General features: G+C 53.4%; 15 protein-coding genes. 13 read left to right on the top strand and 2 right to left on the bottom strand.

Annotated elements, in window-relative coordinates:
• Positions 1 to 305: 305 nt before the first annotated feature.
• The 13 genes from Q4E64_RS11400 to tsf all read left to right on the top strand — a co-directional run bounded on the left by Q4E64_RS11400 (position 306) and on the right by tsf (position 12,695).
• Positions 306 to 779, top strand: a complete 474-nt coding sequence (locus Q4E64_RS11400; RefSeq protein WP_303168062.1) for an NfeD family protein — start codon at positions 306 to 308, stop codon at positions 777 to 779.
• A gap of 3 nt (positions 780 to 782) precedes the next feature.
• Complete coding sequence (gene floA, locus Q4E64_RS11395; RefSeq protein ID WP_303168061.1) at positions 783 to 1,796, top strand: flotillin-like protein FloA; 1,014 nt, start codon at positions 783 to 785, stop codon at positions 1,794 to 1,796.
• A gap of 12 nt (positions 1,797 to 1,808) precedes the next feature.
• Positions 1,809 to 2,408: a hypothetical protein gene (locus Q4E64_RS11390; protein WP_303168060.1), complete on the top strand. Its 600-nt coding sequence runs from the start codon at positions 1,809 to 1,811 to the stop codon at positions 2,406 to 2,408.
• Between the two features lie 29 nt (positions 2,409 to 2,437).
• On the top strand, positions 2,438 to 3,907 hold the full coding sequence (gene pap, locus Q4E64_RS11385; RefSeq protein WP_303168059.1) for a polyphosphate:AMP phosphotransferase: 1,470 nt from the start codon (positions 2,438 to 2,440) through the stop codon (positions 3,905 to 3,907).
• Positions 3,908 to 3,946: 39 nt separating this feature from the next.
• Positions 3,947 to 5,638 carry a radical SAM protein gene (locus Q4E64_RS11380; RefSeq protein ID WP_303168057.1) on the top strand — a complete coding sequence of 564 codons (1,692 nt, stop codon included), beginning with the start codon at positions 3,947 to 3,949 and terminating at the stop codon, positions 5,636 to 5,638.
• 4 nt (positions 5,639 to 5,642) lie between these two features.
• Entirely contained in the window at positions 5,643 to 6,458 is an 816-nt protein-coding gene (gene pgeF, locus Q4E64_RS11375) for a peptidoglycan editing factor PgeF (RefSeq protein WP_303168056.1), read from the top strand.
• A gap of 47 nt (positions 6,459 to 6,505) precedes the next feature.
• A complete protein-coding gene (locus tag Q4E64_RS11370) occupies positions 6,506 to 6,712 on the top strand; it encodes a hypothetical protein (RefSeq protein ID WP_303168054.1) in 207 nt (68 codons plus the stop codon).
• A 36-nt stretch (positions 6,713 to 6,748) separates the two neighbouring features.
• Positions 6,749 to 8,110, top strand: coding sequence for a C4-dicarboxylate transporter DcuC (gene dcuC / locus Q4E64_RS11365; protein ID WP_303168053.1), 1,362 nt, complete (start codon positions 6,749 to 6,751; stop codon positions 8,108 to 8,110).
• 21 nt (positions 8,111 to 8,131) lie between these two features.
• A complete protein-coding gene (locus Q4E64_RS11360) occupies positions 8,132 to 9,169 on the top strand; it encodes a nucleoside hydrolase (protein WP_303168052.1) in 1,038 nt (345 codons plus the stop codon).
• A gap of 9 nt (positions 9,170 to 9,178) precedes the next feature.
• Entirely contained in the window at positions 9,179 to 9,919 is a 741-nt protein-coding gene (yaaA, locus tag Q4E64_RS11355) for a peroxide stress protein YaaA (protein WP_303168051.1), read from the top strand.
• Between the two features lie 9 nt (positions 9,920 to 9,928).
• Positions 9,929 to 10,855, top strand: a complete 927-nt coding sequence (locus Q4E64_RS11350) for a calcium/sodium antiporter (RefSeq protein WP_303168049.1) — start codon at positions 9,929 to 9,931, stop codon at positions 10,853 to 10,855.
• Between the two features lie 188 nt (positions 10,856 to 11,043).
• The gene (gene rpsB / locus Q4E64_RS11345; RefSeq protein WP_303168048.1) at positions 11,044 to 11,781 is read left to right on the top strand and encodes a 30S ribosomal protein S2; all 738 of its coding nucleotides are present in this window, start codon (positions 11,044 to 11,046) and stop codon (positions 11,779 to 11,781) included.
• A gap of 32 nt (positions 11,782 to 11,813) precedes the next feature.
• Positions 11,814 to 12,695, top strand: a complete 882-nt coding sequence (tsf, locus tag Q4E64_RS11340) for a translation elongation factor Ts (RefSeq protein WP_303168047.1) — start codon at positions 11,814 to 11,816, stop codon at positions 12,693 to 12,695.
• Positions 12,696 to 12,811: 116 nt separating this feature from the next.
• Here the strand turns inward: tsf and Q4E64_RS11335 are convergent, their stop codons facing one another.
• Together Q4E64_RS11335 and Q4E64_RS11330 are read right to left on the bottom strand one after the other, a co-directional pair.
• Entirely contained in the window at positions 12,812 to 12,958 is a 147-nt protein-coding gene (locus Q4E64_RS11335) for a YvrJ family protein (RefSeq protein ID WP_303165848.1), read from the bottom strand.
• 188 nt (positions 12,959 to 13,146) lie between these two features.
• Positions 13,147 to 13,359, bottom strand: a complete 213-nt coding sequence (locus Q4E64_RS11330; RefSeq protein WP_303168046.1) for a DUF2922 domain-containing protein — start codon at positions 13,357 to 13,359, stop codon at positions 13,147 to 13,149.
• Positions 13,360 to 13,610 lie beyond the last annotated feature (251 nt).

The raw sequence follows: 13,610 nt of genomic DNA, 5'->3' as shown, positions 1-13,610 counted from the left end.
TTGAAATTTCTTTTCTTTCTTTCAAAAATGTCCTTGACAAAGGGTACAGTTTAATTTCTATAGTGGCTACGTTGCCGTTAATAATTACTTTGCCGATTATTTTAAAAGATAATAAGTAAAGTTGGTTTAAAATCATTAACGCTATGGTTCGTGAATTGCTCAAATGATTATGATAACCGTGTTGACGAAAGTTGGCACGGTTATTTCATTTGTCTGGCACCCGGCGATTGGCGAGTGAAATACGATGACAGAGCCGCGGTAGCCATGGTATAATAAAGCGTAAGGTAAATTAAGGAGGTGTGCCTGTGCCGCTTGAATATTATTTTTTAATAGCGGGCGTAATCCTGTTGGCGATTGAAATGGTTGTGCCCGGCTTCGGCTTTTTCGGTATAGCCGGAATGGCGTGCCTTACCTGGGGCGGCTATTATGTGTTGGGCGGCGGCATGGAGTCGCTGCTCGTCATTGTTGGATTTTACGCGCTGCTGGCCGCGGGCATCGCAATTTTGTGCCTGTACCTGCCGCGTGAAAGCAAGTGGAATCCATTCGTCCTGTGGGACAGGCAGGCCAATAGCAAAGGGTATACCGGCGGCAGCAATTTGTCGGCCTTGGTAGGTAAGCAGGGCGTGACGCTGACTGCTTTGCGTCCGGCCGGAACGGCTTTGGTAGAAGGCAAGCGCCTGGACGTCAGCAGCTTGGGCGATTATGTGCCTAAGGATGCGCCGGTGCGCATCGTTAAAGTTGAAGGCAGTAAAATTTTTGTCGATAGGGTAAAGGAGTGACGCATGAATATGTTATTCGACGTAATTTTTAGCAGCGGTATCGTTTTTGTTTTGGTAGTCGTAGGCATCGTTGTCTTTTTGAACTTCGTGCCGCTGGGCTTGTGGATCAGCGCTATTGCCGCTGGCGTTAACGTAGGTATTTTTAATCTTATCGGTATGCGTCTGCGCCGCGTGCCCGCGTCGCAGATTGTGCTGCCGCTGATTAAGGCCAATAAGGCCGGGCTGGACGTGAACGTCAACCAGCTGGAGGCCCACTATTTGGCAGGCGGTAACGTGGACAGGGTTATCGACGCGCTGATTGCGGCTCATCGTGCGCAAATTGATTTGAGCTTTGAGCGCGGCTGCGCTATCGACCTGGCAGGACGTAATGTGCTGGAAGCCGTGCAGATGAGCGTAAATCCCGAAGTTATCGAAACCCCTGTGGTCAGCGCTGTAGCCAAGGACGGCATCGAGCTGAAGGTTAAGGCCCGCGTAACCGTGCGCGCCAATATCGACCGTTTGGTAGGCGGCGCAGGCGAGGCTACCATTATCGCCCGCGTAGGCGAAGGTATCGTTACTAACGTGGGTTCCAGCGACGATCACAGCAAGGTGCTGGAAAACCCGGATTACATTTCCAAGACGGTTTTGGATAAAGGCCTGGACGCAGGCACTGCCTTTGAAATCCTGTCCATCGATATTGCGGACGTTGACGTAGGCCGCAACATCGGCGCGGCGCTGATGACCGACCAGGCCGAAGCCGACAAGCGCATTGCTCAGGCCCGCGCTGAGGAACGCCGCGCTATGGCTGTGGCTAAAGAACAGGAAATGAAGGCATATACTCAGGAAATGCAGGCGAAGGTAGTAGAAGCGCAGGCTAAAGTGCCCGCAGCTATGGCAGCGGCTCTGGAAAGCGGACGCCTGGGCGTGATGGATTATTACCGCTTGAATAATATTCAGGCCGATACGCAGATGCGCCGTACTATCGCCGAGGTCAGCCCCGACGCTGTGGAAGGAGCAGGCAAGCCTGACGGCAAATAACGAGGTTGAAGTATGTTTGATATAATCGGAACAGTTTTCCCGATGCTGGTAATTTTCCTGCTGCTGCGGGGCATTTTGCAAACTATCCTGGGCGGGTCGCGACGGCGCCAGGAGGATGAACCAGATTACGAGGAAGAGGAAGAAGAGTCGGAAGCATACGGGGAGGAACGGCCCGACGCTAAGAAGCCGGATTTAGCAGCGGAATTTGAGCGGCGTTTGCAAAAAACTTCGGAAACCGCGCAGTCCGCGAAGGCGGAAGCGCCTTCTGCGCAGGAGATTGTTATTTCGCCGCGCAAGGAAAGACAGCGCGTCCATCGCGACGACGAAGCTCCGCACGCCGCCAAAGGACGCATTCATCGGGACGGAGAAAGCTTCGCGCATGACAAAGGCAAAGTGTATTATGACCCGAATGGCGATTACAGTTATAATGAAGCGCGCTTTAACGCGCAGGCAGCAGCTTTCCGCGCTCATCGCGCCGCTTTAAGCCGGGACGAGGCGCAGAGGCCGCGCGTGAAGTTAAAGCACAGCGCTTTAGTGCAGGGCTTTATCATGTCGCAGGTTTTGGATAAGCCGCGCAGTCTTAAACCATACGGTGCGGAAGAGATGTTATAAGAAGCGTACGTTTAGGAGATGATGTTTAAATGTTGGAAAAGCTGGACATGAAGAAAAAGGTGACGAAGGAAGAATTCAATAGGATTATGGACGACTTGGGCGAGTGTTTGGGGCGCGCCCAACGCTTGGCGCGCGAAGCCAAGAAGCCGATCATCATTGTTTTTGAGGGCTGGCGCGGAGCCCGCCGCAGCGCTATTATCAATACTATGATGCAGCAGATGGACGCGCGCGGCTTTAACGTGTATTCCACCGTGCGTATGAGCGAGGAGCTGCACGAGCAGCCGTTCTTCACCTTTTTTTGGCAGCATTTGCCGGCTTTGGGCAATATAGCGGTGTATCACCGCAGCTGGTATTATTTGAAGAACGCTATCGAGCTGGAGCCGAAGGAGGAACGCTGCCGCTGCTGCCAGAATATATCCTTTGACCATATCAATAATTTTGAAAAAATGCTGACGGATGATAATTATATTATCTTGAAATATTTTCTGCATATTTCGCCGGAGCAGCAAAAGCAGAATATCGCTAAAAATGCTAAGACGCTGGGCAAGGCCTGGCGCGACGTCAGCCCGGCTATTGACGAAAGCGACGATTACGAAGAATTTTTGGCGCGTTATGAAAAAATGCTGGAGGCTACGGATAAGGCTAACGCTCCCTGGCACTTGATCGCTGCCGACGACCGCCGTAGCGCCGAGCTGGAAATCATTACGTCCATCGTGGAAACGATTGAAAACGCTGTGAACACGCCTGCCGTCGTTCCTGCGATAGCGCGTCCAGTCGCCAGCTACGACGTTTTGAGTAAAATCAACGCTTCGCAGGAGATGAGTAAGGACGAGTATAAGGAGAAGCTGGATAAATACCAGAAGCGTCTGAAGCAGCTGCAGATTGAAATGTTCAAAGCGCAGATTCCCACGGTGATTTGCTTTGAGGGCTGGGACGCAGCCGGTAAGGGCGGGGCTATCCGGCGCCTGACCGCCGCGCTTGACCCCTTGGGCTTCAGCGTGAATCCTGTGGCCGCGCCTAACGTGGTGGAACGGCAGTTCCATTATTTATGGCGCTTTTGGGTGCATCTGCCGCGTCCGGGCAACATCGCCGTTTTTGATCGCACCTGGTATGGGCGCGTGATGGTGGAGCGCATCGAGGGCTTCGCTAAGGATTACGAATGGCAGCGGGCCTACGACGAGATTAAGGATATGGAAGCGCAATGGGCGGAGCATGGTTTTGCTATCGCCAAATTCTGGCTGCAAATCGATAAGGACGAGCAGCTGCGGCGTTTTACGGAACGCCAGAACGACCCGATGAAGCAGTGGAAGATTACGGACGAGGACTGGCGCAACCGCGACAAATGGGAAGCTTACGAGCAGGCGGTCAACGAAATGCTGGTGCGCACGGATACCTCCTACGCGCCTTGGACCGTGGTGGAGGGCAACAATAAGTATTACGCCCGTTTGAAGGTGCTGAAAACTGTGGTCGATATGTTCGAGAAGAAGCTTGGTAAATAGGAGAGAGGAATTACCTTGTCCTGGAAGATAAAAAATTATTTGCAGACTACAAGGGAAGGGGAATGGGGCGCTCAGGCTTATCCGCCTGGGCTGCGCCATCCCGTGGCCTTTGTTTACCCCAATGTTTATCATTTGGGGATGTCTAATTTAGGCATGCATATTTTATATCAATTGATTAACGCGCGCGGGGACAGCGCCTGCGAGCGTTTCTTTTTGCCCGATAAGCGGATGCAGGAGGAGCATATTAAAAGCCGCACGCCCCTTTTGAGCATTGAAACCGGGCGGCCTTTGGCAGATTTTGCCGTTATTTTCGTCATGCTGTCCTTCGAGATGGATTATGATAATCTGCTGACCGTGCTGGATTTAGGCAATATTAAGCTGCGGGCGGCGCAGCGCAACGAAAAGGAGCCGCTGTTGATTATCGGCGGCCCCTGCGCTACCTTTAATCCGGAGCCGCTGGCTGCTGTAGCCGACGCTTTCGTTATTGGCGAGGGCGAGGAAACGGTGCAGCGGATTTTGGACGCTGTTTACGCAGGCAGCGGCAAGCAGGAACGCCTGCGCCGTTTGGCAGCGTTGCCCGGCGTGTACGTGCCTTCTTATTATAAGGAGCAGTACGACGAGCAGGGCGAGTTTGTGCGTTTACAGCCGCAGGCTGGCGCGCCGGCCTCCATTGCCCGGCAGTGGGTGCGGGATATCGACGCTTATCCCCATACGTCGGCTATCGTGACCAGCGGGACAGAATTTGAGGATATGTATATTGTGGAGGTGGCGCGGGGCTGCGGCCGCCACTGCCGCTTCTGCATGGCGGGGTACTGCTTCCGCAAGCCGCGTCCCCGTAGCTTGGAAAATATCTTGCGGGATATTGCCAACCGTCCCGCACGCACGAAAAAGGTGGGACTGATGGGCGCGGCGGTCAGCGACCATCCGCAGATGGCGGAGCTGACGGCTTATTTAGTGGAGCGGCAGATTCCTTTCAGCGTGGCTTCTATGCGGGCGGATATGCTGACGCCGCAGATTGCCGCAGCCCTGGCGGCCAGCGGCCAGCGGACGATGACCGTAGCGCCGGAGGCGGGCAGCGAAAGAATGCGCGCCGCCATTAACAAAGGCATTACGGAAGAACATGTTTATCAGGCGATCGAGCTGGCGGCGGCGGCTGGTATGCGCAATATCAAGCTGTATTATATGATCGGCCTGCCCGGCGAGGAGGACGAGGATATTGCGGAAACCGTGGAGATGATTCTGCGTATCCGCAAGGAAATGGACGCGGCGGGGAACAAGGGCGAGCTGGTTATCAGCGTCAACGGCTTTGTGCCTAAGCCCTTTACGCCTTACCAATGGTCGCCGCTGTGCAGCGTGCGCACGCTGAAAAAGCGTTTTAAGCTGCTTAACGACGGCTTAAAGAAAAATAAACGCATTAAGCTGATTACCGAATCTTTAAAGGAAACTGTAATTCAGTCCGTACTGGCCCGGGGCGACCGCCGTATTGGCGAGGCTCTGCTCCAGGCCCATACAGATAATATCACCTTTAAGGCTGCGCTGAAGGAGCGTGGCCTGGACGCGGAGGAGCTGGCGGAACGCCAACTGCAGGTGGGGCAGCCCCTGCCCTGGCAGCATCTCGATATGGGCGTGACCATGGAGTATTTGGCGAAGGAGCTGGAGCGCGGTGCAGAGGGGCGTTTTACGCCCATGTGCTTCGACGGCTGCCGCCGCTGCGGCGTGTGCCGGGAGTAGTGCTATGCAGAATTTTATTATTACTCAGCAAGATAATATTTGGTTCGGCAGCTTTCCGCTGTTGAGCGAGGCTGGCTTTGTCAACGCCTGCAGCTGCCGCCTGCACGGCGAAAGCGACCTGGTTCCCGGTACGCTGAATTTGGCGCTGCATGTGGGCGACGACCCGGCCAAAGTACTGCGTAACAGGAATCTGTTCGCCGCCGCGTTGGGCGTGGACGCCAATAAGTTTACCACCTGTCAGCAGGTACATGGCGATAGGGTGGCCGTGGTGGACGCTGCCACGGCGGGGGCGGGAGCCTTGAGCCTGGCAGATACGGTGGCTGGGACGGACGCGCTGGTGGCGGTGTTGCCTGATGTGCCGCTGCTGCTGTTTTATGCGGACTGCGTCCCCATACTGCTGGCGGATAAACGCACGGGAGCTATCGGCCTGGCTCACGCGGGCTGGCGTGGTACGGTGGCCGGCATTGCCGCCAAAACGGTACAAACTATGCAGGAAGCCTTGGGCAGCAGGCCGCAGGATATTTTGGCAGCTATCGGGCCCTCCATTGGGGCATGCTGCTACGAGGTGGACGACTTTGTGCGCGGCAGGGCGCAGGGCTACGAGCGCTTTTTTACCGATGTGCCGGGTAAGCACGGACATTATCTGCTGGATTTGTGGGGATACAATAGGAGTATATTGCTAGAGGCCGGCGTGCTGCCGCAGCATATTGCTGTGGCGCAGGTCTGCACAGCGCACAATAGCCAGCTGTTCTGTTCTCATAGGGCGGAGCAGGGGCATACGGGACGCATGGGCGTGTGCCTGTGCCGCACGGTGCAATGAGTGCGCAGAGTTTGAGAAAATAAGAAAGTAAATTTTCAGCGCAGGCTGTGTACGATGAAGGTATGCAGCCTGCGTTTTTGCTGGAAGCAATGAAAAGGCTGCCTTACCTGAAAGTGTTGCCGCGCCGGACGCACCACAAAATCCGTGGGCAGTTTTTGTCAGAAACGTATGAGCTAAAAAGATTGTTGCTGATCATGCAGACCGCTAAAAACTGGCGCCAGCCTACTTTTGCCGTTATCTGTTTTATGGTATAATAATGCAATAAAATTTACATTGAAGAGGTGCTGCGCATGAATTCTTTGCTGCTTATTGGCTTGACCGTCATTTTTTCATTGATTGTCGCCAGGCTTATTTTGAAAAAGTACAACGCTATTTTTGTTTTCTTCGCTTCCGGTATTGTGATTATGCTGGCGGCCAACGCTTTGACAGGCACGCCGATTTTGGGCAAGACCACGATGGGAAGCCCGCTTTTGGACGTATTCGGCTTTTTGAGCCAAAGCTTTAAAACCAATATCGCCAATATCGGCATGATTATTATGATGGTTACGGGGTACGCCGCGTATATGAAGCATATCCAGGCTTCCACCAAGCTGGCGTATCTGGCGAGCAATCCCTTGAGCAAGATACGGAATAAGTATTTGGTGCTCAGCGGTATGTATTTGGTCGGCATGGCGCTAAAGCTGGTTATCACCAGCCAGGCAGGCCTGTCCGTACTGTTGTTGGCTACGGTGTTCCCCGTACTGATGGCCATCGGCATTTCGCCGATTACGTCGGCGTCGGTGCTGTCGCTGATTTGCATCGACTACGGGCCTAACGACGGTTCGACGATTTTTATGTCCGGCGTTTTGCAAATGAACGTAGTGGATTTATTCTTAAAGCATCAGCTGGCCGTAGCGGGCAGCATTATCGCGGTAATGGCTGTGCTGATTCCCTTTTATTATAAATATATGGATAACCGCGATAAGAGCAGGGGAACATATCAGGCGCAGGAAATTACCAAACTGGACAACCCGGACGTGCCCACGTATTACGCGCTGCTGCCGGTGATTCCGCTGGCCATTGTTTTTGCCGATTATTTTATTCCTTCGACCAAGATTGACGTTATTACGGCTAATATCATGGGTATGTTTATTACCTTTGTTATCGAGTTCTGCCGCCGCAGCGACCGCAGTGAAATTCCCAAGGATGTGGTCGTTATTTTGCGCGCGATGGCGGATATTTTTGTCAGCGTGGTAGCGATTATTATTTCGGCCTCTTGCTTTGCTCAGGGCATTAAGATGCTGGGCGGCATCAGTATTTTCGCCCATTATGCTGCCGGTATGGAGGGCGCTGTCTTTATCATTATGCTGGTGCTGGCGTTAATAACCTTTTTGTTTGCCGTTATTATGGGCAGCGGCGCGGCTCCGTTGTTCGCTTTTGGCTCTTTGACGCCGGAAATTGCCTCTAAGCTGGGCGTGCCCGCCGTGACGCTGATTTTGCCGATGGAAATTGCCAGCGCTTTGGGCCGCGCTACTTCTCCCGTTTGCGGCGCTGTGATTGCGGTGGCCGGCGTGGCGGGTATCGAGCCCATCCAGCTGGTAAAGCGTTCCGCGCCGATGCTGGTACTGGCGTTTATCGTAAACTGTGTTGCTTCTTATATCTTTAATATCTAATTGCGAAAGAGAGGATTATCCATGGAAAAGGAAAAATTTATTTTAGACTGCGACCCCGGCTCTGACGATGCGATTGCCATTATGCTGGCTTTGTATTCGGAAAAGGTTAAGCTGATGGCGATTACTACGGTCAACGGCAACCGCATTGTGCCGAAAACGACGGAAAACGCTTTGCGCGTGGTGGAATTTTTGGGCGCGGACGTACCTGTATATCGCGGCTGCGAGCATCCGATTATCTGCAACCAGATACCGACGCGCAAGCCTAATCTGCCGCGCGTTACTTTGAACGATTGCCACGGCGATTTTCTGCCTATGCCGGAGGCGACGATTAAGCCGCAGCCGGAGCACGCCGTCTTTTTCCTCGTGAAAGCCTTTATGGAAGCGAAGGAAAAGCTGACGCTGGTGGCTACCGGGCCGCTGACGAATATTGCGATGGCGCTGCGCATCGAGCCGTGTCTGGAAGATAAAATTGGCAAGCTGGTGATTATGGGCGGCGGGCATACGGGCTGCAATGCCAGCGCCGCAGCGGAATTTAATTTTTACGCCGACCCCGAAGCGGCCAAAATCGTTATGGACAGCAAGATTCCCAAGGTTATCCTGCCGCTGGACGCTACCTGGCGCGCCTGCATTACCGATGAGGAATGCGAGCAGCTGCGGGCTTTGGGGACGCCTGCCGCCGAAAAGGCCGCTACGCTGCAAATGCTGCGTATCAATAATTTGAAGGTCAACGACGTGTCCGAAAGCAATTATAATTTGCGCCATACCGCCGGGACGGTGGGCGAGAAGGTGCTGTACCGCTACGACAATCATATGGCGCCCATCCACGACGCTTTGGCGGTGGCTTATTTAATCGACCCCAGCGTCATTACGGAGCTGGCGGACGCTAATGTGGACATCGATATTTCCGGCGGCATTTGCGACGGTCGTATGGTAGCGGACTTCCATAATACGAAGAAGGGCGCCGCGCCCGTGACGGCTAAGGTGGCGCTCAACGCCGACGCGAAAAAATTTGTCGCGCTGCTCATGCATAACTTAGGCAAAAAAGAGCTGGATAATTGAGGTAACGCTATGCAGATTATCATTTCGCCCGCCAAGCAGATGCAGGTGGATACTGACGCCTGCGCCTGCAATGTGCCGCAGTTTTTGGAGCGCACTAAGCTGTTGCTGGAAGCTATGCGGCAGATGAGCCTGTCGGAGCTGCAAAAGCTCTGGGCCTGCAACGACGCTTTGGCGCAGCAGAATTATGAGCGCATTCAAAATATGCGGCTGGAGCGCAATCTTACGCCCGCAGTTCTGGCTTATGTCGGATTGCAGTATACGCATATGGGGCCGCGGGTGCTGGAGCGCGACGCCTGGGAGTATGTGTGTAAGCATCTGCGCATTTTGTCCGGATTTTACGGCTTATTAAGGGCTGCGGACGGCGTGGTTCCGTACCGCTTGGAAATGCAGGCCAGGCTGGCGGCGGCAGGCAGTAAAAATCTGTACCAGTTTTGGGGGCGCAGTCTTTACGACGCGCTGACGGCGGAGGATAAGGTGCTTTTAAATTTGGCGTCCAAGGAATACAGCAAGGCGGTGGAGCCTTATCTGACGGACGATGTGCGCTTTGTCACCTGTATTTTTGGCTGCGCTAAACCGGACGGCGGCTACAAGGTGAAGGCGACGGAGGCCAAAATGGCGCGGGGCAGTATGGTGCGCTGGTGCGCCGAGCATAACGCCCAAAGCCCGGAGGATGTGCAGGGCTTTGACGTTTACGGCTATCGCTATCGGCCGGAGCTTTCGTCTGACAACGAGTTTGTGTTTGTGAAGTAAGGGGAGCTTATGGAATTATTATTGCAGTTTGCTTTGCTGGCGTTGGGCTTTGTGCTTTTAGGCAAGGGGGCCGATTGGTTTGTAGAGGGTGCGGCAGGCATCGCTACCCGTTTTGGCATACCGCAGCTGGTGGTGGGGCTGACCATCGTCGCCATGGGTACCAGCGCGCCGGAGGCTGCCGTAAGCATTGCTGCGGCGATTAAGGGCAGCGCCGATATTACTATTGGCAATATTGTGGGTAGCAACATTATGAACATCCTGATTATTTTAGGCTTGGCGGCGGTAATTACGCCCTTGGCCGTCGCCCGTTCGACCGTGCGGGTGGAGCTGCCCTTTGTGATAGGCATTACCGGACTTTTGCTGTATCAGGGCATGGACGGCACAATTTCTCTGGCCGACGGCATGGTGCTGTGCCTGGCCTTTGCCGTTTATCTTATTTATCTTTATACTATGGCTGTTAAAAATAAGGTGGACGACGATTTGCAGGAGTACGGCTATTCCTTGCAGCGCTGCCTGCTGGCTACGGCGGGCGGGCTGGCGGTAATCATTGCGGGCAGCAATCTTACCGTCAACGCCGCGAGCGCTATCGCCGCTTACGCAGGCCTTAGCGAACGCTTTATCGGGCTGACCATCGTGGCGCTGGGGACAAGTCTGCCGGAACTGTTTACATCGGTGACGGCGGCTCGCCGGGGCAATGCGGATATCGCTATCGGCAATATTGTGGGCAGCAATATTTTCAATATCCTATTCGTCGTCGGCCTGTCGGCGTTGATTATCGATATTCCCTTTGCCGCCGCCTTCCAGTTCGATACTTATGTGGCCATCGGTACGGCGGCGCTGCTGTGGCTGTGCGTGCTGCCCAAGTACCGCCTGAACCGCTGGTGCGGGGCGCTGATGCTGGCGTGTTACGCCGTATATTTATGGCGCATTTTGTAAAGAGCTGTAAAAAATGTACGTTTTTTTGCGCTTTTACACAAAAACAGCTTGTCGGCAAGCGCTTTTTATGATAAAATATTGCGAGTGTAAAAATACACACGCAGGATAATTTGCCCGCTGTCTGCGTCAGCCGCGTAGTTATGGGTAAAAATGCATCCCTGCGGAGGAAAAACAGGAGGAAACAAAAAATGGCTATTATCTCTATGAAACAATTACTTGAAGCTGGTGTTCATTTTGGTCACCAAACCCGTCGCTGGAACCCTAAAATGGCTCCGTACATCTTTACCGAGCGCAATGGTATCTACATCATTGACCTGCAAAAGACCGTAAAGAAGGTTGACGAAGCTTATAACTTCGTTCGCGAAGTTGCTGCTGCCGGCGAAAGCATTTTGTTCGTTGGCACCAAAAAACAAGCTCAAGAGGCTATGAAAGAAGAAGCTACCCGCTGCAATATGTTCTATGTAAACGAGCGTTGGCTGGGCGGCATGCTGACCAACTTCAAAACCATCCAGACCCGTATTGCCCGCCTGCGCAAGCTGGAGGCTATGGAAGCTGACGGTACCTTCGACGTTCTGCCGAAGAAAGAAGTTATCGGCCTGAAACATGAAATGGAAAAGCTGACCAAATACTTGGGCGGCATTAAAGATATGAAGAAGCTGCCGGGCGCAATGTTCATCGTTGACCCCCGCAAAGAGCACATTGCCGTATTGGAAGCTCACAAGCTGAACATTCCTATCGTGGCAACTGTTGACACCAACTGCGACCCCGACGAAATCGATCACGTAATCCCTGCAAACGACGACGCTATCCGCGCTGTAAAGCTGTTGACCGCAAAAATGGCCGACGCTGTTCTGGAAGGCCGTCAAGGTATGCAGACTGAAGAAGCTGCCGTTGAAGAAGAAGCGGCTGCTGAAGACGCTGAATAATTTACACTTTATAATTTGAGGAGGATTTACTAATGGCTCAAATTACTGCTGCATTGGTTAAAGAACTGCGCGAACGCACCGGCGCAGGTATGATGGACTGCAAAAAGGCTCTGACCGCCGTTGAAGGCGATATGGATAAGGCTATCGACTTCCTGCGTGAAAAAGGCCTGGCTGCCGCCGCTAAGAAAGCAGGCCGCATCGCCGCTGAAGGCGTTGTTGGTTACTGCCTGAGCGAAGACGGCAAGACCGGCACCATTGTTGAGGTAAACTGCGAAACCGACTTCGTAGCTAAGACCGATAACTTTAAAGAGCTGGTTTCCAAGATTGCCGCTCATATCGTAGCTACTAAACCTGCCGATATCGACGCTCTGCTGGCTTCTGAAATTGAGGGCCAGACCGTTGCCGACCTGGTAACCGCCAGCATCGCTAAGATTGGCGAAAAGATTAATGTTCGCCGCTTCGCTCTGTACGAAGCTCCCGAAGGCTTGGTTGCCGCTTACATCCACGGCGGCGGCAAAATCGGCGTGCTGGTAGAGATGAAGGGCGGCTCCGCCGAGCTGGGCAAGGATATCGCTATGCAGGTTGCAGCCGCTAACCCCAGCTATCTGGAGCGCACTCAGGTTCCTGCCGCTGAGCTGGAGCATGAAAAAGAGGTTTTGGCTGAGCAAGCTAAAAACGAAGGCAAACCCGAAAAAATCATCGAGAAGATGGTTATGGGCCGCATCAACAAATACTATAAGGAAGTTTGCCTGGTTGACCAGGATTTCGTTAAGGATCCTGAGCAAACCATCAGCAAGCTGCTGAAAGCTAACAATGCCGAGGTTTTGGCATTTGCCCGCTTCCAACTGGGCGAAGGCATCGAAAAGAAACAAGAGGATTTCGCTGCTGAAGTTATGTCCCAAATCAAAGGCTAAGCGCTTTTGCTAATACTGACCTGCATTCTTCGGAGTGCAGGTCTTTTTGTTGTATAAAGAAAGCCGAAGGCCGGCAGTTTTGCCAGCTTTCGGCTTTTGCGCATTTTTAGCGCTGGTTATTTAGCGGCGATTACGCGGGTCAGGGCGTCGATGTTGGCGCTCAGCTTATCGATTTTGCTTTCCATGCGCACGAGCAGGTAACAGCTCACCAGCATGGGGAAGCCGTAATCGGCGGCCGCGGTCAGCAGCTTGTCCAGCTCCATGTAAATCAGCTCCTTTGATACTTACTCCCTCAGTCTGCTCGCAAGCTCGCAGCCAGCTCCCTCAAAGAGGGAGCACAATTTATTTTGGCATTTCGCTTTAGGTTTGTGCCCCCTCAAGGAGGGGGCTGGCATTTTGCGTAGCAAAATGACTGAGGGAGTCAAATTATGGGGTAGTGAGCTTAATTACTTTACAGCAGCTCGCTGGTGGTGCAGGTGTGCATGCGGGCTTCCGCAATCTCGGCCAGTTCGCCGTTAGCGCTGTCAAAGACGGGGTTGTCGATGAGCACCTGCATAGCGGCCTGCGCTTCGTCCAGGGTCACGTCCTCGCGGGGATTGGCGACGGTGATGATTTTCTTTTTAGCTTGGTCGGTGGTGAATACTAATTGCAGTTCTTTGTCCATGGGTGGTTACCTCCTTGTTGAATGAACTCCCCCAGTCACCTTCGGTGACAGCCGGCCCAGGCCGCCTTCTCTTGGCCTGCGGCCAATTCACCTTGCCCCTCTTAGAGGGGGCAAAAAAGTTTAGCGAAAGCTTTGCTATCTTGTGCTCCCTCTATGAGGGAGCTGCCGCGTAAGCGGCTGAGGGAGTTAATTAAAAATTATTGTACGTCTTCCAATTTTACTTTTTCGCTGACGTTGACGCTGTGAACCTG

It is taken from the genome of Phascolarctobacterium sp. (genome assembly GCF_030531065.1).
GTDB lineage: Bacteria > Bacillota > Negativicutes > Acidaminococcales > Acidaminococcaceae > Phascolarctobacterium_A.
The sequence above is the reverse complement of the archived record's forward strand: the minus strand, read 5'-3'. Positions and strand labels throughout refer to the sequence as shown.

Bases quoted from the DNA above. Each gene is read 5' to 3' on its own strand.
- floA (WP_303168061.1), top strand. From the start codon at position 783: ATGAATATGTTATTCGACGTAATTTTTAGCAGCGGTATCGTTTTTGTT.
- Q4E64_RS11390 (WP_303168060.1), top strand. From the start codon at position 1,809: ATGTTTGATATAATCGGAACAGTTTTCCCGATGCTGGTAATTTTCCTG.
- pap (WP_303168059.1), top strand. From the start codon at position 2,438: ATGTTGGAAAAGCTGGACATGAAGAAAAAGGTGACGAAGGAAGAATTC.
- pgeF (WP_303168056.1), top strand. From the start codon at position 5,643: ATGCAGAATTTTATTATTACTCAGCAAGATAATATTTGGTTCGGCAGC.
- dcuC (WP_303168053.1), top strand. From the start codon at position 6,749: ATGAATTCTTTGCTGCTTATTGGCTTGACCGTCATTTTTTCATTGATT.
- Q4E64_RS11360 (WP_303168052.1), top strand. From the start codon at position 8,132: ATGGAAAAGGAAAAATTTATTTTAGACTGCGACCCCGGCTCTGACGAT.
- yaaA (WP_303168051.1), top strand. From the start codon at position 9,179: ATGCAGATTATCATTTCGCCCGCCAAGCAGATGCAGGTGGATACTGAC.
- Q4E64_RS11350 (WP_303168049.1), top strand. From the start codon at position 9,929: ATGGAATTATTATTGCAGTTTGCTTTGCTGGCGTTGGGCTTTGTGCTT.
- rpsB (WP_303168048.1), top strand. From the start codon at position 11,044: ATGGCTATTATCTCTATGAAACAATTACTTGAAGCTGGTGTTCATTTT.
- tsf (WP_303168047.1), top strand. From the start codon at position 11,814: ATGGCTCAAATTACTGCTGCATTGGTTAAAGAACTGCGCGAACGCACC.
- Q4E64_RS11335 (WP_303165848.1), bottom strand. From the start codon at position 12,958: ATGGAGCTGGACAAGCTGCTGACCGCGGCCGCCGATTACGGCTTCCCC.
- Q4E64_RS11330 (WP_303168046.1), bottom strand. From the start codon at position 13,359: ATGGACAAAGAACTGCAATTAGTATTCACCACCGACCAAGCTAAAAAG.